The sequence below is a fragment of the Serratia sp. CoH_122_TC_1 genome (genome assembly GCF_058191755.1).
In genome coordinates, this window is record NZ_JBXWLA010000007.1 from 105,916 (window position 1) to 132,047 (window position 26,132).

Consider the following 26,132-nt stretch of genomic DNA (forward strand, 5'->3'; position numbering starts at 1 on the left):
TCTGTGCTAACGCAGGAAGAAATGCCGAGGGGGGAACGCCCTGTGTGCCGCGTTGCGTGCCAGGATTTGAATAGCTTGGTGAGTGGTGCTCAAGGGCGCAGTATTGCACTGCGCCCTTGTTATCAGAACAACCCAACCGGCCAGTGGTGGCCAATCAGGTAGATAATACCGGCGGAAAATACCCCAGCGACGATGTCGTCAACCATGATGCCCATACCACCATGAACGTTGCGATCAAACCAACGAATCGGCCACGGCTTCCAGATATCAAGAATGCGGAAAATCACGAAGCCTGCCGCTACCCACTGCCAATCATTGACCGGCAGCGCCATCAGCGTGATCCACATCCCGACAAACTCGTCCCAGACGATACTGCCATGATCGTGCACCTTCATGTCTTTGGCCGTCTGATGGCACAGATAAACACCGATGCAGATACTGAACATCACTAAGAGTGAATACAGTTGCCAAGGCAGTTGGATCAGCAGCAGCCAAAAAGGAATCGCAGCCAGTGATCCCATCGTCCCAGGCATTACCGGTGACAACCCGCTGCCGAAGCCGGTTGCCAGCAGGTGCCAAGGATTACTCATCCGCAAGCGGCGTTTAGCGTCATCCATGTTACGCCTGCCCTTCGCTGAAATGGTCGAAGCCATGCCACGGCAATTCCACTGCTTCATCGTTGCGGTAGAACTTAATACCTTCGGAGAGCGGGCCAATTTGACCAATGCAGGTGTAATCCGCACCCAGATGGCTCAGCGCCACTTCCAAAGCGCCACGATTGATCTCCGGCACGGTGAAGCACAATTCGTAATCTTCACCACCGGTCAACGCCCAGCGCAATGCTTGCTCAACGTCCACATTGCTGCTTAACGCCTGTGACAACGGCAGCTCATCAAGGTTGATCCGCGCACCGCACTCGGAAGCGCTAAGCACGTGTTTCAGATCCGAAATCAAACCGTCCGAGATATCAATCGCCGAACTGGCCAGATCGCGCAGTGCCTGCCCCTGCAATACCCGCGGTTGCGGCCGCAGGTGACGGCCAACCAGGTAATTACGTGCGTCAACGTCCGCCACCTGCAGACGATCCTGCAGAACAGCCAGGCCGGCGGCGCTGTCACCCAGCGTTCCGGTGGTGTAGATCCAGTCACCAATGCGCGCACCGCTGCGGGTCAACGCACGGCCGGCAGGGATAAGCCCGTGAATGGTTAACGTCATGCTTAATGGGCCGCGTGTGGTATCGCCGCCAATCAACTGCATGCCGTAATAATTAAGTTGTTCGAACAGGCTGTCACTAAACGCCTTTAGCCAAGGCTCATTCACGTCCGGCAGGGTTAATGCCAGTGAAAGCCAAGCGGGATCGGCGCCCATAGCGGCCAAATCGCTCAGATTGACGGCCAGTGCTTTGTAGCCGAGATCGGCCGGATCGATATCCGACAGGAAGTGAACGCCCGAAACCAGCGTGTCGGTACTGACGGCCAAAAGCTGTTTTTCTGCCACTGTCAGAAGTGCGCAGTCATCTCCAATGCCCAACTGTACGTCCCGGCGCAGACTCTTAAACCGGTCAAAATAGCGGGCAATGAGGTCAAATTCGCCGCATGCCATGGTCATATTCCAATATACTCTTCATACTTGAAGCTGCATCTGTGTTGGCTGCAAGCGCTCATCCCAGTCACTTACTTAAGTAAGCTCCGGGGAACTCACGCTTTTACCGCCTTGATGCAACCCCAATTATTTTGTGTATAGATAAAATTAAGGCCGGGGATACCGGCCTTAATGCTTTATTTTTTCTTGCGGATGCTGGGTGCTACTTTATCCAGCACACCATTCACAAACTTGTGGCTGTCCTCAGCGCCGAAGGTTTTCGCCAGCTCGATCGCTTCGTTGATGGCCACTTTGTAAGGGACATCTTCACGCATTTTCAGCTCAAACAGCGCAATGCGCAGAACGGCTCTTTCTACCTGGCCCAGCTCTTCGAGCTGGCGCGACAGGACAGGTGCCATCAGGCTATCCAGCAGACCTGCATTCACCGCCACGCCGGACAGCAGCTCCCGAAAATAGGCGATGTCTACATCTTTGACATCTTGCTCCGACAGGAACTGGTGTTCAACATCGGCAATGTCATTTTTAGACAACTGCCAAGAGTAAAGCGCTTGAACAGCGCACTCACGAGCGCGGCGACGAGCAGCAGGTTTCACGGAATTCCCCTTAACTAAATTCAGGCTTTAATAGCTTTGATAACATTAATCATTTCAAGTGCGGTCAGAGCCGCTTCAGCGCCCTTGTTGCCTGCTTTGGTGCCAGCACGTTCGATAGCCTGTTCGATGCTTTCGGTTGTCAGCACGCCAAAGGCAACCGGGATTTCAGTGTTCATAGAAACACTGCCCAGGCCAGAGCTGGCTTCGCCCGCGACATATTCAAAGTGCGCGGTGCCCCCACGGATAACGGTGCCCAGTGCGATCACTGCATCATATTTGCCGGTGTTAGCCAGCACGCGTGCAGTCAGTGGCAACTCGTAAGCGCCCGGGACCCAGACAACGGTGATGTTGTCGTCAGCAACCTGACCAATGCGCTTGAGTGCGTCGATGGCACCTTGCAGCAGGCTGTCGTTGATGAAATTGTTAAAACGTGCAATTGCAATCGCCACACGGGCATTTGGAGTAGCAACAACACCTTCGATAACTTTCATGGGCTTTCCTTAAAAATGGGTTCAGTACCCCGCAGGGGGGCGGATTCTATCATATTCTTTATACCCGTCATACTTGAAGCTGCATCTGTGTTGGCGACGCCCGCCGACTCGAGTGGCTTACTTGTGTAAGCTCACCGGGATACGCGCGCTTGCTGCCTTGATGTAACACCAATTATTGACGGGCACCAGACCGTGCTGTCGGTGTTGTAAAAGACCCATCCCCCCGACACACAGACATTAAAATCAGTATTTTGCTTTCAATCGTAGCCGCAAATCGGGCCCGACGTGCCGCACTTCGCTGAAGACAAACTCCGGCGCATCAGCCAAATGTTCCAGGCCCGGTAGGTGGCACAAACCGTGGCCATTATCGCCCAACAATTTTGGCGCGATGTACAAAATGAGCTCATCGACCAACCCGGCCTGCAGCAAAGCCCCTGCCAAGTGCGCGCCAGCCTCGACCCAGATGGAATTCACTTGTCGTTTGGCCAATTGCATCATCATCACGACCAGATCAATCCCGGCGCCATGGGCCGGGAAGGTCAGTTGTTCGACATCCTGCGGCCAAACGTGGTCATCCGGCTGCAAACGCGCCAGCCAGGTTGCCCCCGGCTGTTGCACCACCCGGTGCTGCGGGGTGACACGATTTTGGCTGTCGAGGATAATGCGCAATGGCTGCCGCAGGTTTTCACGTGGATAAATGCGTTGAGTTTCAGCATCCAACTCATCCCAACGCACCGTCAGTGATGGATCGTCAGCCAGTACAGTGGCACTGGTACTGAGAATCGCCGCGCTTTGCGCTCGCAACCGCTGTACGTCCTGGCGCGCCTCGGGCGAGGTGATCCATTGGCTTTCACCGGACGCCATCGCCGTACGGCCATCGAGAGAGGCGCCAAGTTTCAATTGTACATACGGGAAACCGGTACGCATCCGCTTGAGAAAGCCCAAATTCACCGCTTCGGCTTCAGCCAGCATCAAACCATGACGCACATCCAGCCCCGCCTGCTGTAATTTGTACAAACCCCGCCCCGCCACTTCCGGATTCGGGTCTTGCATGGCGGCCACGACACGAGCGACCCCGGCGGCAACCAGTGCATCGGCGCAAGGCGGTGTACGACCATGGTGGCTGCAAGGTTCCAGCGTGACATAGGCAGTAGCACCACGTGCTTTTTCGCCCGCCATGCGCAGCGCATGCACTTCCGCATGGGGCTCACCGGCTCGCAGGTGGTACCCTTCACCGACGATTTCGCCATCGCGCACAATAACACAGCCGACATTCGGGTTCGGTGCGGTAGTGAAACGCCCCAGCCGCGCCAATTCGAAAGCGCGTGCCATGTAGAATTCATCGTTATGCATGAGGGGTCCCTTAATCCTGTAGACGGGCGATCTCTTCGCCGAACTCGCGAATATCTTCAAAGCTGCGATACACAGAGGCAAAGCGGATATAGGCGACTTTATCCAACTTCTTCAACGCATCCATCACCAGGTTACCAACCAATTTGGTTGGCACTTCACGCTCGCCGGTGGCACGCAATTGGGATTTAATGTGGTTAATCGCGTTTTCCACGTCGTCAGAACTGACCGGGCGTTTTTCCAACGCCTTCAGCATGCCGCGACGCAGCTTGTCTTCGTTAAATGGCTCGCGCACATCGTCGCTTTTTATCACCCGTGGCATCACCAGTTCAGCCACTTCAAAGGTGGTGAAACGTTCATTACAAACCAAACACTGGCGACGACGGCGCACCTGCGAACCATCACCCACCAAACGGGAATCAATGACTTTGGTATCAACAGCGGCGCAGAAAGGGCAATGCATAACACGTCCTGATAAACGTTTTCATAGTTAAGAGCAGTTTACCCCGAAGTGCGGCCACAACAAAGGCCGTCGGCCATTTGTTGCGAGCCCACCTGCGGAACAACAGGACAAAAACGGGCTGGCATGACTTTCCCTGCCAGGCGGGCTAAGCTGATAAAAGGAGATGTTGAATAGGAAATCCCCGCTATGACAACCCATTACCCCAAGATTATCCTGCTGAGCACCCTGGCCCTGCTGGCGGGCTGTGCACAAACTCGCGAGGTGCCGAAACTGCACAATCAGGTGGTTGCGCTGAATCAACAGTTAACCACTCTGACTACCCAGGCTACGGCGCTGGAACAGCAAAATCAGCTGAACAAAAACTCCACCAGCGGTGTTTATCTGCTGCCGGCGGCCAATAATGCCGCACGCTTGCAGAGCAGCCTCGGCGAGCTGAGCGTGTCACTGAGCCACGTGAAAGCCGAAGCTAACGGCACCCAAGCCTTATTGCACGTCCGAACGCTTTCACAGGCATCCCTGCCCGCGTTCAACGCAGTAGTGGAATGGGGCCAGTTGGATCCTGCCACCGGTAAACCCCTGGCGGCAGATTCCCTCTCGCAACCTATTGCCAGTGCAGATTCACTGCTGCCTAAAACTGAGCATACTTTTGAGCTGCGTTTCAGCGGCCTGACACCTGAACAACTGGGTTTTGTACGGCTGCATAGCGTAGAGCCCGTTAAAGCAGCGCCAGCGCAAAACTAACAGCAATAAGGCCCAACCTCCGATGGTTGGGCCTTCAGGTTACGCCAAGCGTTGCAGCCTTGCCGGTAATCCCTGACGAACCGCCGCACCGCTGACCCAATCAAGCCAGCTATTACCGATCTCTCTGGTCGGATCCGGCAACCCAAGATCATTCAGATTGATGCCGGCGGCAATGCGTGGATCTGCCGCCATCGGCTGCCCATCCAGCAGGTGTGCACGGGCCCCCATCTCGCGATGGCCATAGCCGTGCTCGATAGCAATAACGCCTGGCATCACGCCATCGAGTAAGCTGACTTGCGCCTCAACGCTGCCGCCCGGGGTCTGCAACCGAACCCGATCGCCATGCTGCAATGCATAGCGCTCAGCGTCGACCGGATTAAGCGCCACCAGATTGACGGGCTTCACCGCACGCAAGCGATCAATGGGCGCTGTTGAACTGCTCATCAGATGTGACTTAAACGACATCAAACGGAACGGCCACTCGTCCGATGGATAGTGTTTCCCCACGTCTGAACCGTCGGCAAAACGCGGTGGGTAATACGTCGGACACCCACTGTAACGCTCTCCTGTCATCGCATGGCGGTGACGTGCCACCTCTTCATTCCAGATATTAAGCCCCTTCTTCCATTGCGGGCCAGTTTCATTGCCTCGCCAGGCTTGCTCATACGGCGCGAAACGTCCACCCCGAGCCAACATATAACCCACCCGCAGCCGCTCATCCGCTTTCAGCACCCTGTCTAGTGCCGGTTGCAGGCGATCAACACCGGTCAACCGTAGCTCGCTTTCTGTCGCCTCAGGCAATGGCTCCCCGGCAAAAGCCACGTTGGCCGCTGCGCGCAGGTAATAATCCTCGGCAGTGTGCAACCCAAAAGCATTGCCTTGCGTATCCTGCAAAGCGGCATCACCAAACCCCGGCAGCGCCATCGCCTTCGACAACGCAATGACGAAGCTTTCCAGTGCCACCGGCTGCCCCTCTGCGGTGCTCAGGGTGCGTGACGGGACGACAGGCCAACGCGCAGTGCTCGATCGCACCATCACGCCGGACCAGGGCGCCGTAAATCCCCAGCTTTCGAAGTTGTGAGTGTCCGGCACGATATAATCTGCCAATGCGCTGGTTTCGTTAATAAAGGCGTCCACTGCAATAAACAGCGGCAGTTGCCGAGGATCTTTAAGTCGGCTTTCGACCACTTCGCGCAGGCCGGCAACACCGTAGAGCGGGTTGCCCATATGGCTGATCCAGGCCTTTAGCGGGTAAGGATACCCCATCAGCGCCGGAGCAAGCTGCTCAGTGAACTGCCCCGCAACAAAGGGGTACCAAGGCCCACGGGCCGGGTACGGCTTATCGCCTTGCTCAACCTTGCGGCGATACTCGTCTGATTGTTCATACGCCTGTTTGCTGCGCGACAATACCAACCCTTTTGGCTTCACCATGCCCGGGAAAGTTTTTAAGTCATAACGCGGCCCATCGGCAAACTCCTTGAACTTACCGCCGCCGACCGAGACGCCGCCCTTAAGGTTCAGGTTACCGATCAGCGCATTGAGCATCATCACCGCCCAGCTGTTATAAAAACCGTTGCCGCTCATCATACCGCCGTGCGCAATCACCGCTGCCTGCCGCTGGTAAGAGGTGAACTCTTTGGCCAACGCGGCAATGGTCTCGGCGCTGACACCACACCGGGTGCCGTATTCGGCCAACGTGAAGCGTTCAGCGGCCTGTTGCAGGCAAAGAAAACTCGAGCGAACCTGAACCTGTGAACCGTCGGCGAGCTGTAACTGTTGCTCCACCCGCAACGGCCCCTGTAAAGCCTCATTCGCCGGCACTGGCTTAGCCCGCTGCGTATCCCAGACCAAAGACGGGCTTTCGGCTTCCCCGGTTGCCCCCCCGTCCAAATGCACCTGACGTAAAAACTGCCCGCACAACGGGTGATCCTCATCGGTCACAACCAAATGCGTGGCGTTGGTCCAACTCTTTTCGCCGGCGGCCTGCATCGCCACCTCGCCAGGTAATGCCAGGTAGTCGGCGTTATAGCGTTCTTGCTCAATAATCCAACGGATCATGCCCATCGCTAATGCAGAGTCCGTACCCGGCAACACCGGCACCCAACGGTTGTGATCATTGGCCAACGTGGTGGTCAGTGGCAGTGCCGGCGCCACTACCACGTAGCGGAATTCATCACGCATGCGAGCATTGGCTAACTGCCGCCCCTGTCGCTTGAACGGGTTGCCCGACTGCGCAGGGGACGTACCGAGAAATAGCCCAAAACGTAAATGATCCCAATCGGGTTTGACGTGCGCATTCGTTTCCAGATCCCCCATTAAGGCCCCGGATCCCGCGCGGTAAGCCAACCCGCAATAAGCCCCATGATGGCCGAAGTTGCGCGTCCCAAACGCATTCTGTGCAAAACGCTTGATAAAAGCATCTCGGCCTTCATCACCGGCATTAGTGACCAGCAGCTGATTGGCCTTTGGCCCCAGTGAAGGTTGTTCCGGATCAAGCGGAGTTTCAAGATCGCGGATCGCCCGTAATCCCTCAACCGGCCCCTCGCCAAAAAGGTCACCGCCCTCCACCACCTCATGGATCAACTGTTCAAAGCTGATCCGTTGCCATTGGCCACTGCCACGTGGCCCTACCCGCTTCATCGGCTCCAGGACGCGATAAGGGCTGGTCAGCCCTTCCAACAACGTCGCCCCACGTGCACAGGCCGTCGAGCGCTGTTCAAGACCCGCATCGCCCCCCAGGCGGTTGAGCGCATCACTCACCGGCAGCGAATAAGGAAAGTGGTGATCATGAGACAACGGATGATACGGGTTACCCGCCACGCGTAATATTTGCTGGCTTTCGCGATCCACCCGGACCCGTAAGCCACACAACGTCCAGCAACCAAAACATTGCGTCATGGACACCGCTTGCTGCGGGTTGGCCTGCCAGCCATCAGGATGCCGGGTCCCCTCTGTCGGTAGCGCGTTGGCACTGATTCTGTCCAGCGTCAATTTACCGCTGCTGCCGTCGCGCAGGCCGGTAAAGACTTTTTGCACCATCTCGCTGTAGCTGGCACCAAACAGCGTCAATCCACCCAGAGCGAGACCGCCTTTCAACCACTGACGCCGCGTTGACTTAGCCATAGTGTCTTTTCTCCATCAGCTGATGCTGCAATTCACGAATTCCAATGATTAACGCAATCCACAAACCCAGGGTGCCCAGAATCGCCAACAGCCCTTCACTGCCCAGCGGCAACACATAGGGATTAGCCACTGCATTGAATTTGGGTAACGTTTGGGTTTGCATCAGCAACATCCAACGCGTACCCCAGCAAAGCAACAGCGCCGCAATGCACTGCATCAACAGCCCATGAACACTTAGCCGCTGGTCGAACATTCGCCATGCCAACATCAACAGCAATAACGTCATCGCGATAAAGGCGATACCGGCCACCCACCAGGCAATGCCCTGAGCCGCCAACGTGTGTAACGCAGAAGAAGAGGTGCTGCCATCCACCCACCAACCAAGACAAGAAAGACACAACAGCACAAGCGTGACGGCCTGATAACGCGCCAGGCGTGGCTGCCATTGAGGTTCCTGACGTAGCCAGTAGGCCAGCAGCGGCGAAACGGCCTGCATGGCGGTAAGCAGCAGTAACCAAGGCAGCCAAAGGCTGAACCACAGCGGCTGCGACCGAAGAACGGAAACCTCACGCCCGGTATAGAGCAAGATACTGGCCGCCGACACCAAGGTCGCCAATGCCACCCAGCGCAGCCACGCTTCCTCACGCCATGCCGGTCCGACCATCAGCCAACGTGCCCAAAGCGGCAAGGTTTTTGGCCTTAACTGATTACGCAGCAGCAAGACGAAATAGCTGACCACTAACAGGGTAAACAGCGGTAAAAACAGCGAGCCGAGTGACATCCACGACCAGGGGGCGAAGTACGCGTAGAAATGCCAGATGCGCGCGGGTTGATGCAAATCGGCACTCAAGGCCAAGGGCGCAACGGTACCGCTTACCACTGCCAACGACACGGCAGCCAATTCCAGACGTGACGTCTTATTTGGATCGCGCCAACGCAGCCAAACGGCAATAATGATGCAGCCGCATGCCAGGCCAATAAAGAAAAAATACTGTACCGCCCAAGGTAACCAGGCGATCTCCTGCGGGCGGGCCATAATTTCGCGAATCATGCGTGCACCTCCTGCCACAGCGCCGGCTGTCCCCGAACGTGACTGACAAATGCCTCATCAAGCCCCAGATAGAACACCTGAGGATGGGTTCCCTGTTCAGGTTTCAGTACCTTAAGCTGCGCCTGATGCTCATCCAGAGCACGCCTTAGTGCACCTTGGCGATCGTTGAGATCACCGATCATTCGCGCACCACCAACGCAAGACTCGACGCACGCAGGCAGCAGGCCGGCATCCAGCCGATGCACGCAGAAAGTACATTTATCGGCAGTCTGGGTTTCATGATTGATAAACCGTGCCTCATAAGGGCAAGCCTGTACGCAATAGGCACAGCCGACGCAACGGGTGTTATCGATCACCACAATGCCATCCTGACGCTGGAAAGTGGCCTGTACCGGACACACCGGCACGCAAGGCGGATTATCACAATGGTTGCACAACCGCGGTAACAGCACGTTGGTGGTCGAATCCTGTCCTTCAAGAGTGACCTGGTATTGCAGTACACTGGTGCGAAATTGCCCCTGCGGCAGCCGGTTTTCTACTGCGCAACTGACTGTACAGGCCTGGCAACCGATGCAGCGGCGCAGGTCAATCAACATCGCCATGCGCCTTTTACTGTCACCTTCCCGCCGAGCTGGCTGCAACTGCCACCCTGACTGTGCCAATGGCACCAGTGCGGCACCGGCGGTCAGCGCACCGAGTCGTTGTAAAAATTGCCGTTTCCCACTGTCCATTGATTTCTCCCAATAAGTATTCGCCGGGGAATTGATACAACGGAGTGTAAAAACGGCAACCGATCGCCAATATTGTGGTTTACCACATTCCCGGCATCGGCTTGATCCAGGACAATTCAACCTGGTGATACAGATCATAAAAGCGGAGATGATGTGAAAAGAGCGGCGCTATTCCTGTTGCTGAGCAGTTGGTTAAACGCGGCTTGGGCGGGACAATGGACTATCGCAGTACTCGCACTGCGTGGTGATGCTCATGCACTGGCCCAATGGCAACCCTTGGTCGACCATCTCAATCGTCAGTTTCCCCAGGACAGCTTTCAATTGTCGCCGGTGAGTCTGTCCGGTATGGGTGAAGCAGTCCGCAGCGAACGCGTCGATTTTTTGCTCACCAACCCGGCACAATACGTCCAGTTGGATAACCGCTACCCATTGCGTTGGCTGGTTTCACTGCGTTCCTCCCCATCGTCGCAACAGGCGTCAAACAACGTGGTCGGTAGCGTCATATTGGTGAGGCGCGACAGCCCTGTCACCACCGCCAGCCAGCTCGTCGGTCGAAAAGTTGGCGCAGTCGCCGCTGACGCATTTGGCGGTTACCTGCTGGGATATAAAGAACTCCTTGGCGCGGGTCTGCGCCCGGAAAAAGATCTGACGCTGCACTTCAGCGGTTATCCGGCAGATGCCTTGCTGTATCAGTTGCGCGATGGCGCACTGGACGCCGTGATTGTGCCCGTTTGCCTGTTGGAAAAAATGCAAACGGAAGGGTTGCTGCAAGCCAGTGACTACCGCGCCCTGTTGGAAAAACACAGTGACCAGCACTGCCTGACGAGCACTGAGCTTTACCCTAATTGGTCATTTGCAGCCTTAAACCACGTGCCAGATCGGCTGGCCGACGAGTTGACCCGCCAGTTACTGCAAATGGACATACCCCGTTTACCTGTTTGGGGTGCCCCAGCATCATCTCATCAGGTCAATCAGTTGCTGCATGATCTGAATATTCACCCAACGCAGCGCTCACTCTGGCAGGACGTGTCTCTTTGGGCGCAACAGCACCTGCTGTTACTCAGCGCCATTATCGGCGCGATGGTGTTGCTGGGCGCCAACCATCTGTGGATTGGTCATTTGGTGCACCGGCGTGGACGTCAGATCGAACAGATGCATCAGACGTTACGCGCCAGAGAAGCAGCCCTGGCTCAAGCGCAAAGACTCAGCACGCTAGGCGAGATGGCCTCTGGCTTTGCTCATGAGCTGAACCAACCGCTGGCCGCAATCCGTCATTATGCGGAGGGGTGCCGCATTCGTCTTGAACGTAGCGATAGCCAACATGCGCTGCTGCCGATACTCGAACAGATTGGCCAGCAGGCGCAACGTGGTGCGGAAAGCATTGTCAATTTGCGACGCTGGGCGAGTAAAACACCGCAACATGAAAGCGCGAAGCCACTCTTGCTGCGCCCACTGGTGGAACACCTTATAAAATTGATGCAGATCGAACAACAGTACCCGCAGTGCCGTTTAACCCTTGCCATCCCGGCCCAAAGTCAGTTGTACAGCCAGGCAACGCTGTTGGAGCAAGTGCTCACCAATATATTGAGTAATAGCCTGCAAGCCGGTGCCCAACACATTTTTTTGCGGCAGGAAACCGACCAACATCAACAACGGCTAATCATAGAAGATGATGGCGGCGGCCTGAGCGCAGAACAACTGGCACTGCCGTTTGTACCCTTCCGCAGCACTAAGCAGGAAGGTCTCGGGTTGGGGCTGGTGATCTGTCAGAAACTGCTCAAGAGCCAGGGTTGCGATCTGACGCTGGAAAATTATATGGCTCCCTCACAACGGCAAGGGCTACGCGTTACCTTGCACTTCCCTGTTATTCAAAAGGAAACTCGCCATGGCGCTGATACATCTGGTCGATGACGATTTTGCGGTTACCGACGCCTGCCGCTTTTTACTCGAGGGACTGAACTACCGGGTACAGATCTGGCACGACAGCCAAAGGTTTGTCGACAAGGTCGATCTTTACCAATGTGGCGTAGTCATGTTGGATATCCGCATGCCAGGATTGGACGGGCAGCAAGTTCATCAGCAACTGCGCCGGCAGGAAAGTACGCTGGCGGTGGTGATTGTCACTGGTCACGGTGATATTTCTATGGCGGTGGCGGAAATGAAATTGGGCGCATTGGATTTCTTGCAAAAACCGATCGCCGCCGCCCCGCTGATTGAAGCGCTCGAACGCGGGTTAGCCCACTCCCAACGCCTGGTTGAGCGCCACCAACTGCAACAGCGTTTCAGTGCGCTGACGCCGCGCGAACGTGAGATTGCCCGTGCTGTGGCCGCCGGGATGACCAATAAACTGATCGCCGACCGGCACTTTATTGCGGTTCGTACCGTAGAGGTTCATCGGGCCAAAGTGATGGAAAAAATGCAGGCAGCCAGCCTTGCGGAACTGGTGAACTCACTCAACCAACTGACGTCGATTGAGCACCCGTAAACCCAAAAGTCATGGTCTATAGGCAAAAAAATGCCGGTCGGAATAAACCGACCGGCATTGTATTTTCAACTCACGGGCAAATCACGGCATAATCGAAGGCTGATCTGCGCCTTCTTTTTCCACTTTCTGCTGCAGCATGTGTTCGCGTTTCATACCCAGTTTCAACGCCAGCGCGGACGCCACGTAGATAGAAGATATGGTACCGATAGACACACCGATCAACATAGCCAGAGAGAAGCCATGCAGCATCGCGCCACCGAAGATGTACAGCATCAGAACAACCATCAAGGTTGTACCGGATGTCATCAGCGTACGGCTTAGCGTCTGGGTCAGCGACACGTTCATGATTTCGTAAGGCGTCCCGCGGCGGATCTTGCGGAAGTTCTCACGAATACGGTCAGAAACCACGATGCTGTCGTTCAACGAGTAACCGATAACCGACATCAATGAAGCGACGATGGTCAGGTCAATCTCAATATGGAACAACGACAACACGCCCATGGTGATGATCACGTCGTGCGCCAACGCAATAACCGCCCCCAGCGCCAAACGCCATTCGAAGCGGAAACCGACATAAATCAGAATACAGATCAGCGCAACCAGCAGCGCCATGCCGCCGTTTTGCGCCAGTTCGGTGCCCACGCTCGGGCCGACGAACTCAATCCGTTTTACGCTCGCGTTTTTATCGACCGACTCGTTAATGACGCCGATCACTTTGTTACCCAGTTCCTGGCCTGCGGTACCTGTCGCAGGTGGCATACGCACCATCACGTCACGGCTGCTGCCAAAGTTCTGAATAACCGGGTCCTGGAACCCGGCTTTTTCCAGCGTGTCGCGCATCAGATCGAGGTTGGCAGGTTTCTCCAGGCTGATTTCAATGACGGTACCGCCAGTGAAGTCCAGACCCCAGTTAAAACCACGCACCGACATAATGGCGATTGACGCGATCAGCAGCACCAGCGAGATGCCGAAGGCCACGTAATCCCAGCGCATAAAGTCATAAACTTTACGGCCGTAGTTGAGTTGTTCAACAGTATAATCCTGTGCCACAACGCACTCCTCAGATAGACAGCTTATTAATGCGCTTGCCGCCGTAAAGCAGGTTGACGATGGCACGGGTACCGACAATTGCGGTGAACATGGACGTCGCCACACCGATTGCGGTGGTAATCGCAAAGCCCTTGATTGAACCGGTGCCCACTGCGTACAGAATGACTGCGGTAATCAGGGTAGTGATGTTGGCGTCAACGATACTGGAGAACGCGCCTTTATAGCCTTCATGGATTGCCTGCTGAACGGAACGCCCGTTCTTCAGCTCTTCCTTGATACGTTCGTTAATCAGCACGTTGGCATCGACAGCGACCGCCAGCGTCAGCACGATACCGGCAATCCCCGGCATGGTCAGTGTCGCCCCGGGTAACAGGGACATCACGCCGACAATCAGCACCAGGTTGGCGACCAGCGCCGTGGTGGCGATCATGCCGAACTTACGGTACCACACCACCATAAATACGATGGATGCCACCAGGCCCCACAAGCAAGCTTCCAAACCTTGGGTGATGTTCTGTTGCCCCAGGGTTGGGCCGATAGTACGCTCTTCCACAATCTGGATAGGCGCAATCAGCGCACCGGCGCGCAGCAGCAGCGAAAGCTGGCGTGCTTCGTTCGGGTTGCCAATACCGGTAATACGGAAGCTGTTGCCCAGACGCGACTGAATGTTAGCCACGTTGATAACTTCTTCCTGTTTCACCAGAATTGCACGGCCGTTGGCGTCTTTCTTGCCGCTGTCCTTGTACTCCACAAACAGGGTCGCCATCGGTTTACCGATGTTGTCCTTGGTGAAGTTAGACATGGCAGTACCGCCGGCGCTATCCAGAGAGATATTAACCTGCGGCTGGTTGTATTCGTCGGTGCTGGACGTCGAGTCAGTGATGTGATCACCGGTCAGGATCACACGCTTGTACAGCACAACGGGCTGGCCTTCACGCGTGTCTTTTACTTCTGAGTCACCCGGCACACGGCCGTTGGCTGCCGCTGTGGCATCCGCATTGGTGTTAACCAGACGGAACTCCAGCGTCGCGGTAGCGCCCAGAATCTCTTTGGCGCGCGCAGTATCCTGAATACCCGGCAGCTCGACCACAATGCGGTCAGAGCCCTGACGTTGCACCAGCGGTTCGGCAACGCCGAGCTGGTTAACGCGGTTACGCAAGATAGTGATGTTTTGTTGCACCGCATATTCGCGAGCTTCGCTCAGACGGGCATCCGTCAAGCTGGCTTTCAGGGTGTTGGTGCCGTTGGCAGAGAACACCATATCGCGCTGACGCGGGCTGAGGTAGCTGATGGCCTGATCGCGGGTAGCATCGTCACGGAAGCGCACTTCCACGCCGTTGTTGTCCAGCTTGCGGATAGACGCATAAGGAATGCCCTTCTCACGCAGCTCGCTGCGCAGGGTATCCATAGTCTGCTCCTGCAGCTTGCTCAGCGCAGTGTCCATGTCCACTTCCATCAAGAAGTGCACACCACCGCGCAGGTCCAGACCGAGTTTCATCGGCTCTGCACCCAGCATGGCCAACCAGGCCGGCGTAGCCGGAGCCAGGTTCAGCGCAACGACAAACTTGTCACCCAACTCAGCCATTAAGGCTTCACGGGCGCGCAGCTGAATGTCAGGATTGCTAAAGCGAGCCAGGATAGCGCCGTTTTCCAGCGCAATCGACTTGCTCGCGATCTTGTCTTTTTCTAATACGGTACGGACTTGGTCCAGCGTAGTTTCACTGGCGGCGACACCGCGCGCGCCAGTGATTTGTACAGCCGGATCCTCACCATAGAGGTTGGGAAGCGCATAAAGCAGACCGACGATGATCACCACGATCAACATCAGATACTTCCACAAAGGATAACGGTTTAGCACGGCAATTCCCTTAGGGAAAACAAAATTACAGGGCCTTCATGGTACCTTTCGGCAGAACGGCCGCCACGAAGTCACGCTTGATCATCACTTCCGTGGTGTCGTTCAGCGCAATGGCGATGATGCCGGTGTCAGCCACTTTGGTTACGCGGCCAATCAGGCCACCCGTGGTCAGCACTTCATCACCTTTACCGATCGAGTCCATCAGTTTTTTGTGCTCTTTAGCGCGTTTCTGCTGTGGACGCAGGATCATGAAATAGAAAATCAGACCAAAAACCACCAGCATAATGATCAGAGAGTACGGGCTTCCCTGAGCCGGGGCCCCTGCGGATGCGACGGCGTCAGAAATGAAAAAGCTCATTGAAATTCCCTCATTAAGTTATCAATTATTAATTCAAGCGTTTCTACCCTTCATCTTTCAAACTGCGGCGGTGTTGGCTTTCCTCTTTCACCCCAGCCACTTAGCTATCTAAGCTCCTGGGGATTCATTCGGTTGCCGCCTTGCTGCAACGTGAAATCTATTGGGCAGTTAAAGGTGGAATCGGTTTACCGATCCGACCGTAGAAGTCCGCAACAAACAGCTCTAATTTACCCTGTTCAATGGCCTCGCGTAAACCCGCCATCAGGCGTTGGTAGTGACGCAGGTTATGAATGGTGTTCAATCGAGCACCCAGTATTTCGTTGCAACGATCGAGATGATGCAAGTAGGCGCGGCTGTAATTGCGACATGTGTAGCAATCACAGTCTTTATCCAGCGGAGAAGTATCATCCTTGTGCTTGGCATTACGGATTTTTACCACACCGTCAGTCACGAACAGATGGCCGTTACGGGCATTACGCGTTGGCATCACGCAGTCGAACATATCGATACCGCGACGCACGCCTTCAACCAGATCTTCCGGCTTGCCAACGCCCATCAGGTAACGTGGCTTATCTTCCGGAATTTGCGGGCAAACGTGTTCAAGAATACGGTGCATATCCTCTTTTGGCTCGCCTACTGCCAAGCCGCCCACAGCGTAACCATCAAAACCGATATCCACCAGCCCTTTTACTGATACATCACGTAAATCTTCGTAAACACCGCCCTGAATAATACCGAATAACGCATTCTTATTATTCAGTTCGTCAAAACGCTGGCGGCTACGCTGCGCCCAGCGCAGCGACATTTCCATCGAACGCTTCGCGTAATCCCAATCTGCCGGGTAAGGCGTACATTCGTCGAAGATCATCACGATGTCAGAACCCAGGTCATACTGGATTTCCATCGATTTTTCCGGGCTAAGGAACACCTTATCGCCGTTAATCGGGTTACGGAAATGAACGCCTTCTTCTTTAATCTTGCGCATCGCCCCCAGGCTGAACACCTGGAAGCCGCCTGAATCGGTGAGGATCGGGCCGTGCCACTGCATGAAATCATGCAGATCGCCGTGCAGCTTCATGATTTCTTGCCCTGGGCGCAGCCACAGGTGGAAGGTGTTACCCAACAAGATCTGTGCACCGGTCTCTTTCACTTCTTCCGGCGTCATGCCCTTTACCGTGCCGTAGGTGCCGACAGGCATAAAGGCCGGCGTTTCTACCACGCCACGGTCAAAAATCAGGCGGCCACGGCGGGCGCGACCATCGGTAGTGTCTAATTCGTACTTCACAAAGCCTCCAGCATCAGAGAAACAGTCTGATGTCATTAATACCCAATGATTTAGGGCATACCTCGAAAATTTATTTGCCGACGGACTCTTGTTCCGCCTGCGGGTTACGGCTGATGAACATCGCATCGCCGTAGCTAAAGAAACGGTATTGCTCGGCCACCGCCTGCTGATAGGCATGCATGGTATTTTTATAACCGGCAAAAGCGGAGACCAACATAATCAGCGTCGACTCCGGCAGGTGGAAGTTGGTCACCAGTGCGTCAACCACCTGGTAATGGTAACCCGGGAAGATAAAGATGCTGGTGTCGTCGAAGAACGGGGCAATTAATGCCTCTTTACTGGCGTTGGCGGCGCTTTCCAGCGAACGCACCGACGTGGTGCCGACGGCTACCACGCGCTTGCCGCGTGCTTTACACGCCAGCACCGCGTCAACCACATCCTGCGGCACTTCCGCGTATTCGGCGTGCATGACGTGTTCTTCAATAGTTTCGACCCGCACTGGCTGGAAGGTGCCCGCGCCCACGTGCAGGGTGACAAACGCCATCTCTATGCCTTTCTCGCGCAGCGCAGCCAACAGCGGCTCGTCGAAGTGCAGCCCGGCGGTCGGGGCCGCGACGGCACCCGGTTTTTCGCTGTAAACCGTTTGATAAAGCTCGCGGTCGGCGTCTTCGTCCGGGCGATCGATATACGGCGGCAATGGCATGTGGCCGGCAGCATTCAGGATAGTGAACACGTCGCGTTCATCGTTGAAACGCAGTTCAAAAAGCGTATCGTGACGCGCCACCATAGTCGCCGCGATACTTTCATCGTCACCCAGCAGCAGGTCGGTGCCTGGCTTGGGGGCTTTAGAAGCGCGCACATGTGCTAACACCCGATGATCGTCCAGCACGCGCTCCACCAGGACTTCAATCTTGCCGCCGCTGACCTTACGGCCGAACATACGTGCGGGGATCACACGGGTGTTGTTGAACACCAACAGGTCACCTGCTTCCAGGTTATCCAGCAGATCGGTGAAGACGCCATGCTTAAGCTCCCCGCTCGGCCCATCCAACTGCAGCAAACGGCAACCGCTGCGCTCAGGTTGGGGATAGTGGGCAATCAGGGACTCGGGAAGTTCAAACGAAAAATCGGCGACGCGCATGGCTCTATTCACTTCTTCATTGTTTATACCCGATGGCTTTCAAGTTGCAGTTAGGCAGCCAGCCTGCGCATCCCCGCTGGCTCACTTGAGTAAGTGACCGGGATGGGCAAGTGCAGCCAACAACACTGCGGCTTGAAAGGCGACGAGTATGTTGGTCATAAAAAAACAGGCGGCCTAGTCTAAAGCTGCGGGCGGTCAGCGGCAAGAAATAAGGAGGATTTGCATGACTTCAGGTATAGTTGCCCGATGAATTATCTCGCTCATCTCCATTTAGCCTCACTGGCGGAAAGCTCACTACTGGGCAATTTGTTGGCCGACTTCGTGCGTGGCAACCCCGCAGGCGAATACGCTCCCGAGGTCGTGGCCGGCATTATGATGCACCGTCGCGTCGATGTGTTGACCGACAGCCTGCCGCAGGTCAAGGCCTGCCGCGACTACTTCACCGATGAGCATCGGCGCGTAGCCCCCATCACACTCGACGTCGTGTGGGATCACTTCCTTGCGCGTCACTGGCAGCAATTGGAGCCCTCTCTTAGCCTGCAGGGTTTCACGCAGCAAGCCCGTAACCAGATCGCCCCGCATCTGCCGATGACACCACCGCGCTTTCAGAATTTAAATGGTTATTTATGGCCGGAACGTTGGTTGGAGCGTTACGCAGAGCTGCCGTTTATCGGCAACGTGCTGGCTGGCATGGCTAGCCGTCGTCCACGCCTGGCGGCACTGGCTGGCTCCTTCGCCGACGTGGAACGCAACTATCATCAGCTTGAAATACAATTCTGGCAGTTTTATCCGCTGATGATGCAACAAGCCAAAGATAAAAAGCTGTAAGGCCGAAGTAAAACCGTTGAAAATGCGACGCTTTACAATAAATTGCTTTTTAACCCTTGCCCTTTTGCGGGAAAAGGTTATTTTTAAAGCTCGCTAAATTTAATTGCCGATTTTGATAGGTAAAAGCTATCTCATCGATTGGTCTTTTACCCTTTATTCACCACGTCGTGGCCCCTATACTGGCCCTTGCTTTTACATCAACCCCTTAACACCTATTACAGGAGTAATTATGGTCCTGGTAACTCGTCAAGCCCCTGACTTCACCGCAGCTGCCGTACTGGGCAGTGGCGAAATCGTTGAAAACTTCAACTTCAAGAAGCACCTGAACGGCAAACCAGCTGTCCTGTTCTTCTGGCCGATGGACTTCACCTTCGTATGTCCTTCTGAGCTGATCGCTTTCGATCACCGCTATGAAGAATTCCAGAAGCGTGGCGTTGAAGTGGTTGGCGTTTCATTCGACTCCGAATTTGTACACAACGCATGGCGTAAAACCCCCGTCGAGAATGGCGGCATCGGGGAAGTGAAATACGCAATGGTTGCTGACATCAAGCGTGAAATTCAGAAAGCTTACGGCATCGAGCACCCAGAAGCAGGCGTTGCCCTGCGTGGTTCTTTCCTGATCGACAAAGACGGTGTGGTTCGTGCTCAGGTTGTTAACGACCTGCCAATCGGCCGTAACATCGACGAAATGATCCGTACCGTTGACGCGCTGCAATTCCACGAGCAACACGGCGAAGTGTGCCCGGCTCAGTGGGAAAAAGGCAAAGCAGGTATGGGCGCATCTCCAGACGGCGTCGCTAAATACCTGTCCGAGAACGCTTCCAAGCTGTAATTTCAGCCTGTGAGTGTATCAACCGGCCCTTGCGGCCGGTTTTTTTTGCGCCAAATTAGGGCGCGCTGCCCACTTTCCGTGCTTCATTTCCTTGTTTCCGCTCACATTTCTCCGGCTGTTTCCCGCGCAATCCCTTAACTGTAGCTAGTATCAATAGGCTGGCCCGCACTTTGCAGTGCAAACATGGCAAGCCAAACACAATAAGAAAACTGACAGGGTAGGAATAACTATGTTTTTACAAAAATGGAGCAAACCGCTGACCATGGCAGCGCTGCTCGTCAGCAGCAGCCTGTATGCTGCGTCCAATCCAGCTGTTGAAGCCAAAAACGGCATGGTGGTGACATCACAACATCTGGCATCACAGGTTGGTGTCGATATCCTTAAGTTGGGCGGTAACGCGATTGATGCCGCAGTCGCTGTTGGCTATGCGCAGGCGGTGGTTAACCCATGCTGCGGCAACATCGGCGGCGGCGGTTTTATGACGGTGCATCTGGCTGATGGCACCGATACCTTTATTAACTTCCGTGAAACTGCGCCGGCAGCGGCCAGCGCCAATATGTATCTGGATGCCGACGGCAACGTGAAGAAAGGCGCCAGCCTGTACGGTTATCTGGCGGCGGGCGTCCCCGGCACCGTGCTTGGCATGGAAACCGCGCGCAAGAAATACGGCAAACTGAGCCGCGAACAGGTGATGGAACCGGCCATCAAACTGGCGCGTGAGGGCTTTGTGCTGACCCGTGCCGATACCGATATCCTCGACACCACTGTCGCACGCTTTAAGCAGGATCCGGAATCCGCCAAGATCTTCTTGCGCCCAGACGGCACGGCGCTACAGCCGGGCGATCGTCTGGTGCAAAGCGACCTGGCCAATACCCTGGAAGCCATTGCCAAAGGGGGGCCTGATGCCTTCTACAAAGGAAAAATCCCGCAGGCGGTAGAAGCGGCAGCCAAACAAGGTGGCGGTATACTGACAGCAGCCGACTTCGCCAACTACAACGTCACCGAAACCCCGCCGATTACCTGCAGCTACCGCGGTTATAAATTTGTTTCGGCACCGCCACCCAGCTCAGGCGGCGTGACACTGTGCGAAATCCTCAACGTGGTCGAAGGTTACGATCTCAAAAGCATGGGCTTTAACTCGGCGGCAGCGATTCACACCATGACCGAAGCCATGCGCCACGCCTATATGGACCGCAATACCTACCTCGGTGACCCGGAATTCATCAAAAACCCGATCGACAGACTGGTCAGCAAAAGCTACGCCGAAGAGATCCGCAAGAAAATCGTCGCCGATAAAGCCACGCCGTCAGAGAATGTCCAACCCGGCATGGAACCTCACGAAAAACCGGAAACAACCCACTACTCGATTGTCGATCATGACGGTAACGCCGTCTCCACCACCTATACCGTCAACGGTCGCTTTGGCGCGGTGGTGATTGCTCCGGGTACCGGCTTCTTCCTCAACGATGAAATGGATGACTTCACCGTCAAAGTCGGTGAGAAAAACCTCTATGGGCTGGTGCAAGGTACCGCCAATAGCATTGCCCCCGGTAAGCGCCCACTATCGTCAATGAGCCCAACACTGGTGACCAAGGACAATAAAATCTTTATGGTGCTTGGCTCGCCGGGGGGATCACGCATCATTACTATTACCTTGCAGACGGCACTGAACGTGATCGACCACGGTATGGCTCCGCAAGAAGCCGTAGATGCGCCGCGTATCCACCATCAGTGGCTGCCGGATGAGGTTTACTACGAACAGCGTGGGGTTTCGGCCGATACGCTAAAACTTCTCAGCGGTATGGGCTACAAGATGGTAGAGCAAACGCCGTGGGGTGCAGCTGAATTGATTCTGGTCGGTTTACCCGGCGCGGTTGGCGTCAGCCCGGCCAACTCCGGCAACGACTCAGCAGTCTCTGGCAAGGTGCGCGAAGGCTACCTGTACGGAGCTAACGACGTTCGTCGCCCAGCGGGCTCTGCGGTAGGCTATTGATTTCACTGGGCGTGTGAACGCCCACTAACCCAGTCAGGGGCCGGTTTACCGGCCCCTGTACAGCGTTAACCGATTCGTCGCCACAGGGTCACTGATTCCTCGCCTAATTGCAGCGAGACAGCATTCTGCCCGTCATGCAACTCGCCGTCCCCTTCCAGCCGTTGCCATTTGCCTGCGGCCAGCAGTGGACTATGCTGCAAGGTCACTGCGCCACTGCCTCCACGCTGTAACGCCACCAGCACTTGCTCCTGTTGATAGATGCGCACAAACACCAACGTTTCACCGGAGGCGTGCAGTACCTGACAACCACCGCGGCGCAGCGCCAGGCTCCGTTTACGCAATGCCGCCATACGCTGGCACAGGGCCAACAAGCGCTGGTCCCACTGGTTTTCGTCCCACGGGAAAGGCTTGCGACAGAAGGGATCATTGGCACCATCCAGGCCAATCTCGTCGCCATAATATAAACACGGCACGCCGATCCAACTCATCAGCCACACCGCCGCCATCTGCATGCGCGCCTGATTGCCTTGCAATAGCGTCAGAAAACGTGCGGTGTCGTGGCTGTCGAGCTGGTTGAACTGGATCAGTTGGCGGCCATGTGGCAGCCCGGCTCGGTAGTCATCCATCCACTGGGCGCAGTCCGCAGCATCCATCTGCACCGGATGGTGTGCGACGTCCAGCCCAGCAAGGAACCCTCGTACCGGTAGAGCGAACCCCATGTAGTTCATTGCTGCATCTTCCACGCCGGCATGCAACCAGCGGCGTGCATCACCAAAATGCTCACCCAATACGTAAGCTTGTGGATTTTCCTGTTTTACCGCCTGATAAATACCCGCCAGATGCTGCAAATTGCCGGTAGCACCGCCGTTCTCCCCCAACATATGTACGACATCCAGTCGCCAACCATCAATGCTGTACGGCGGGCGTAGCCAGTGGCGCACCACGCTGCCCTCCCCCCGGTAAATCGCCTCCGCAACCTGCGGTTCGGCAAAGTTGAGTTTTGGCAGGCTGGCATTGCCTTTCCAATCAAGCGCGCGGCCATCCGGGTAGAAATTAAACCAACCACGGTACGGCGAGTCTGGGTGGTGGCAAGCGCCGTTCTCACCTTGCTGGTGACGATCAAACCACGGATGTGAATCGCCGGTATGGTTAAACACCCCGTCTAACACCAGTTTCATCCCTACCTTGTGAGTGCTCACTCGCAAACGTTGCAACGCGGCATTACCACCGAAATAGGGATCGACCTGATAATAATCTTCAGTATCGTATTTATGCACACTCGGTGCGGTGAAAATCGGGTTCAGGTACAGTGCCGTTACGCCTAACGCCTGCAGATAAGGCAGCTTTTGGCTGATACCATCCAAATCGCCACCATAGAAGGTGGACGCGGCATGACGGTCCTCCAACGGATGTTGCCAGTCATGGCGCACAACCTCACAACCCGCTGCATGATGCCTATAGCTCCCGTTTTGAATACCGTGCTCACCACCGCTACTGGCAAAACGGTCAGGGAAAATTTGATAAAAGACCTGATCCGCCACCCAGTCCGGGCTGCTATCAGGCACATCGACCGCAAACTGCGTCAATTGCGCAGGTGGCGTAACCAACCCCCCCAGTGGCCCAAACCATTGTTGGCGATCGTTCCAAACCAGCTTGAAGCAGTAACGGCGGGTCGGTTCTCCTTCATTTAGCGTCAGACTGGCCTGATAGCGAGACATGCCATCAACGCGCTGCACTTTCATGATCAACAGCCATTCTTCATTGTCCGGCTCGGCACGTAAAAACACGCGTTCGGGCAGATCATCCCCTTGTAACCAGAGCGTGATATCCAGGCGTTGTCCCTTTTTCACCACAAAGGGCGGGACCGGTTGATGCCAGGCATTAAGCATACTGTTCTCCTGCTGTACAAAACGAAATCGACGACGTTATTCAATGCCACGAACAATGCCACGTTGAGTGCAAGTCCCCCTCCTCTCTGGCCTGCAAACTCGGGGAGGAGCCGGGGGGTGGAGAGCGTCAGTCAGCGGCAACCCTATGTAAAAAAGGGTAAACAGGCGCACATTATGGCCCGCAGCCATTAGGCTAACGTCTTTTGAGTGTATTGGATATTTCTTGCGCATTTTTTAAGGAGCCGTAATGCAACAACAGATAACCCTTTGGCTGGAGAAGTTTGGGCTGGAATTCAGTGGGGTGATGTCTCTGCTCATGGTGCTGGGATTGATCGTGCTGATCTCGGTGGTGATCCACCTGGTGTTGCATCGCGTCGTATTGGCGGCGATCCAACGTCGTGGTCAACAATCGCAACGGGTATGGCAGCAAGCGCTTACCCAATACAAACTCTTCCAGCGCGTGGCTCTGTTACTACAAGGGGTGATCATTAATGTGCAGGCGGTACTGTGGCTGCACGCAGGCAGCCAGACACAGGCGATTATCGTCACCGCCGCACAAGTCTGGATTATGGGCTTCGCTCTGTTGTCGCTGTTTTCCCTCCTGGATACGCTGTTGGCAATGCTGCGCCAAAGCCCGATCTCAAACCAGTTACCGTTGCGCGGTATTTTTCAGGGGCTGAAGCTGGTCGCCGCCATTTTGATTGGCATCATGATTGTTTCGTTATTGATGGGCAAATCGCCATTGCTGCTGCTCAGCGGCCTGGGGGCGATGACCGCAGTGCTGATGTTGGTGTTTAAAGACCCCATTCTCGGTCTGGTGGCCGGTATTCAGCTTTCCGCCAACGATATGCTGACCATCGGCGACTGGCTGGAAATGCCGAAATACGGCGCTGATGGCGCGGTCACCGACATCGGTCTGACCACGGTAAAAGTACGCAATTGGGACAACACCGTCACGACAATTCCGACTTATGCCCTGATTTCCGACTCCTTTAAAAACTGGCGTTCAATGTCGGAGTCCGGCGGACGCCGCATTAAGCGCAGCATCAATATCGATACCACCAGCGTACATTTCTTGTCGGACGAAGAGCAACAGCGGCTGAACCGCAATCCGCTGCTGCAGCGTTATCTGAACGATAAAACGCAGGAGCTGAGCCAGCATAATCAGCAGATTGCCGTAGATCTCAGTTCTCCACTCAACGGCCGCCGTCTGACCAATCTGGGCACATTACGTGCTTATCTGGTGGCATACCTGCGCGCTCACCCAGGTATCCATCAAAATATGACGCTCATGGTGCGCCAGCTAGCCCCGCAGCCGGAGGGATTGCCGCTGGAGATTTACGCCTTCACCAACACCACGGTCTGGGCGGAATACGAAAGTATTCAATCTGATATTTTTGACCATATTCTGGCGGTGATTAACGAATTCGATCTGCGGGTGCATCAGATGCCAACCGGCAACGACATGCGCAGCATGCTCAGCCAAATGCGGCAGGCAACAGAGATTTCCTGACGCAGACTGACGTAACTGTTTCTGCCGGTAATGACTATCAACCTATGGGTAACGGATGTCTCAGACCTCTTTTCTTTCGGCATAAAAACAGCGTTAATGCGCTGATTATCGCCCGCTGAAGGAAAAGAGGATTGCAGAAAAAATTACGCCACCGACTGTTTACCCTACTGGCTGCCCTGATGTTTGTCGGCTGCCTGCACAGCGCCTCACTGGACGAAAGCCGTCTGAGCCGCACTTTGCAACCCGCACTGAGTACCCTGAGCAACAAAATGCAGGATATCCGCGAGATACTGGCACGCACCGCAGGCGATGAGCAGGAAGAACGATTGAATGACAGCAGCCTGCGCGTTGAAGCCCGCGCCTCTGGTGACGACGAACCGGAAGATAAGCGATAAAAAAACACCGGCGCCAGGCCTAATGCCGATCGGCTAAGCCCGATTGGCATTTTTTATTCGGTCTCTGTAGGTTCAGTGCAGCCAGAATTGCCGTAAATATCTTATCTTTCTCTGTAGCCACAATGAACGGCAATTGGAAGGGCCGAGGGCGCGGCCCCTATGTCTTCAGTGTGACGTTGCGAGATGAAAGACAGTGGAAATGATGAGATGAGCATTGTGTTGGACGCCCTTGAAGACGTCGAACGCAAGAACAACGCATAGGCGAAACCGCCATGGACGGCGGTTTCAGGCGAGACAGGCAGGGACGCCTGTCGTAGCCGGCCGTGATGCGGCGTGATGAAGTGAGAGCCGTTGGCGCAG

23 protein-coding genes are annotated in these 26,132 nt (G+C 55.3%); 8 read left to right on the top strand and 15 right to left on the bottom strand.

The features are described 5' to 3' along the window. Positions 1-122: 122 nt before the first annotated feature. The 6 genes from pgpA to nrdR all read right to left on the bottom strand — a co-directional run bounded on the left by pgpA (position 123) and on the right by nrdR (position 4,499). Complete coding sequence (gene pgpA, locus AC2FC2_RS10820; protein ID WP_209636560.1) at positions 123-653, bottom strand: phosphatidylglycerophosphatase A; 531 nt, start codon at positions 651-653, stop codon at positions 123-125. After that, a complete protein-coding gene (thiL, locus tag AC2FC2_RS10825) occupies positions 619-1,602 on the bottom strand; it encodes a thiamine-phosphate kinase (protein ID WP_209636562.1) in 984 nt (327 codons plus the stop codon). Before thiL ends, pgpA begins: the two co-directional genes overlap by 35 nt. A 176-nt stretch (positions 1,603-1,778) precedes the next feature. Further along, the gene (nusB, locus tag AC2FC2_RS10830) at positions 1,779-2,195 is read right to left on the bottom strand and encodes a transcription antitermination factor NusB (RefSeq protein ID WP_061806788.1); all 417 of its coding nucleotides are present in this window, start codon (positions 2,193-2,195) and stop codon (positions 1,779-1,781) included. Positions 2,196-2,215: 20 nt separating this feature from the next. Then, a complete protein-coding gene (gene ribH, locus AC2FC2_RS10835; protein ID WP_037424293.1) occupies positions 2,216-2,686 on the bottom strand; it encodes a 6,7-dimethyl-8-ribityllumazine synthase in 471 nt (156 codons plus the stop codon). 243 nt (positions 2,687-2,929) lie between these two features. Continuing rightward, positions 2,930-4,039, bottom strand: a complete 1,110-nt coding sequence (gene ribD, locus AC2FC2_RS10840; protein WP_209636564.1) for a bifunctional diaminohydroxyphosphoribosylaminopyrimidine deaminase/5-amino-6-(5-phosphoribosylamino)uracil reductase RibD — start codon at positions 4,037-4,039, stop codon at positions 2,930-2,932. 10 nt (positions 4,040-4,049) lie between these two features. After that, positions 4,050-4,499: a transcriptional regulator NrdR gene (nrdR, locus tag AC2FC2_RS10845; RefSeq protein WP_037424287.1), complete on the bottom strand. Its 450-nt coding sequence runs from the start codon at positions 4,497-4,499 to the stop codon at positions 4,050-4,052. Positions 4,500-4,685: 186 nt separating this feature from the next. Between nrdR and AC2FC2_RS10850 the strand changes: the two genes are divergently transcribed. Next, positions 4,686-5,240, top strand: coding sequence for a SadB/YajI family lipoprotein (locus tag AC2FC2_RS10850; RefSeq protein WP_490659199.1), 555 nt, complete (start codon positions 4,686-4,688; stop codon positions 5,238-5,240). Between the two features lie 39 nt (positions 5,241-5,279). Here AC2FC2_RS10850 and ttrA read toward each other — a convergent pair whose 3' ends face one another. The 3 genes from ttrA to ttrB are packed head-to-tail and all read right to left on the bottom strand — an operon-like array spanning position 5,280 to position 10,145. Beyond that, entirely contained in the window at positions 5,280-8,363 is a 3,084-nt protein-coding gene (ttrA, locus tag AC2FC2_RS10855) for a tetrathionate reductase subunit TtrA (RefSeq protein WP_490659200.1), read from the bottom strand. After that, positions 8,356-9,414: a tetrathionate reductase subunit TtrC gene (ttrC, locus tag AC2FC2_RS10860; RefSeq protein ID WP_490659201.1), complete on the bottom strand. Its 1,059-nt coding sequence runs from the start codon at positions 9,412-9,414 to the stop codon at positions 8,356-8,358. Before ttrC ends, ttrA begins: the two co-directional genes overlap by 8 nt. Beyond that, complete coding sequence (gene ttrB / locus AC2FC2_RS10865; protein WP_490659202.1) at positions 9,411-10,145, bottom strand: tetrathionate reductase subunit TtrB; 735 nt, start codon at positions 10,143-10,145, stop codon at positions 9,411-9,413. The genes ttrC and ttrB overlap by 4 nt, the downstream gene beginning before the upstream one ends. Before the next feature lie 153 nt (positions 10,146-10,298). On the opposite strand from ttrB, the gene ttrS reads away from it, so the two are divergent. Both ttrS and ttrR read left to right on the top strand, forming a co-directional pair. After that, complete coding sequence (gene ttrS, locus AC2FC2_RS10870) at positions 10,299-12,056, top strand: tetrathionate respiration histidine kinase TtrS (RefSeq protein WP_490659203.1); 1,758 nt, start codon at positions 10,299-10,301, stop codon at positions 12,054-12,056. After that, positions 12,031-12,630: a tetrathionate respiration response regulator TtrR gene (ttrR, locus tag AC2FC2_RS10875; protein WP_490659204.1), complete on the top strand. Its 600-nt coding sequence runs from the start codon at positions 12,031-12,033 to the stop codon at positions 12,628-12,630. The genes ttrS and ttrR overlap by 26 nt, the downstream gene beginning before the upstream one ends. Positions 12,631-12,711: 81 nt before the next feature. Here ttrR and secF read toward each other — a convergent pair whose 3' ends face one another. From secF to queA, 5 genes are all read right to left on the bottom strand, one after another. Further along, positions 12,712-13,680, bottom strand: a complete 969-nt coding sequence (gene secF, locus AC2FC2_RS10880) for a protein translocase subunit SecF (protein ID WP_209636579.1) — start codon at positions 13,678-13,680, stop codon at positions 12,712-12,714. 10 nt (positions 13,681-13,690) lie between these two features. Then, positions 13,691-15,538, bottom strand: a complete 1,848-nt coding sequence (gene secD / locus AC2FC2_RS10885; protein ID WP_209636581.1) for a protein translocase subunit SecD — start codon at positions 15,536-15,538, stop codon at positions 13,691-13,693. Positions 15,539-15,563: 25 nt separating this feature from the next. After that, the gene (yajC, locus tag AC2FC2_RS10890) at positions 15,564-15,896 is read right to left on the bottom strand and encodes a preprotein translocase subunit YajC (RefSeq protein WP_004949246.1); all 333 of its coding nucleotides are present in this window, start codon (positions 15,894-15,896) and stop codon (positions 15,564-15,566) included. A gap of 157 nt (positions 15,897-16,053) precedes the next feature. Continuing rightward, the gene (gene tgt, locus AC2FC2_RS10895) at positions 16,054-17,181 is read right to left on the bottom strand and encodes a tRNA guanosine(34) transglycosylase Tgt (RefSeq protein ID WP_209636583.1); all 1,128 of its coding nucleotides are present in this window, start codon (positions 17,179-17,181) and stop codon (positions 16,054-16,056) included. A 70-nt stretch (positions 17,182-17,251) separates the two neighbouring features. After that, positions 17,252-18,322 carry a tRNA preQ1(34) S-adenosylmethionine ribosyltransferase-isomerase QueA gene (gene queA, locus AC2FC2_RS10900; RefSeq protein WP_265554630.1) on the bottom strand — a complete coding sequence of 357 codons (1,071 nt, stop codon included), beginning with the start codon at positions 18,320-18,322 and terminating at the stop codon, positions 17,252-17,254. A 246-nt stretch (positions 18,323-18,568) separates the two neighbouring features. Here queA and AC2FC2_RS10905 point away from each other — a divergent pair, with 246 nt between their 5' ends. From AC2FC2_RS10905 to ggt, 3 genes are all read left to right on the top strand, one after another. Next, entirely contained in the window at positions 18,569-19,150 is a 582-nt protein-coding gene (locus AC2FC2_RS10905; protein WP_209636588.1) for an ACP phosphodiesterase, read from the top strand. Positions 19,151-19,379: 229 nt separating this feature from the next. Next, on the top strand, positions 19,380-19,982 hold the full coding sequence (locus AC2FC2_RS10910; RefSeq protein ID WP_012005499.1) for a peroxiredoxin C: 603 nt from the start codon (positions 19,380-19,382) through the stop codon (positions 19,980-19,982). Positions 19,983-20,211: 229 nt separating this feature from the next. Continuing rightward, positions 20,212-21,975 carry a gamma-glutamyltransferase gene (gene ggt / locus AC2FC2_RS10915; RefSeq protein WP_265554634.1) on the top strand — a complete coding sequence of 588 codons (1,764 nt, stop codon included), beginning with the start codon at positions 20,212-20,214 and terminating at the stop codon, positions 21,973-21,975. Positions 21,976-22,040: 65 nt separating this feature from the next. Here the strand turns inward: ggt and malZ are convergent, their stop codons facing one another. Further along, positions 22,041-23,864 carry a maltodextrin glucosidase gene (gene malZ / locus AC2FC2_RS10920; protein ID WP_490659205.1) on the bottom strand — a complete coding sequence of 608 codons (1,824 nt, stop codon included), beginning with the start codon at positions 23,862-23,864 and terminating at the stop codon, positions 22,041-22,043. Positions 23,865-24,111: 247 nt separating this feature from the next. On the opposite strand from malZ, the gene AC2FC2_RS10925 reads away from it, so the two are divergent. Both AC2FC2_RS10925 and AC2FC2_RS10930 read left to right on the top strand, forming a co-directional pair. Then, on the top strand, positions 24,112-25,377 hold the full coding sequence (locus AC2FC2_RS10925) for a mechanosensitive ion channel family protein (RefSeq protein WP_209636594.1): 1,266 nt from the start codon (positions 24,112-24,114) through the stop codon (positions 25,375-25,377). A gap of 131 nt (positions 25,378-25,508) precedes the next feature. After that, a complete protein-coding gene (locus AC2FC2_RS10930; RefSeq protein WP_490659206.1) occupies positions 25,509-25,772 on the top strand; it encodes a hypothetical protein in 264 nt (87 codons plus the stop codon). Positions 25,773-26,132: the final 360 nt, after the last annotated feature.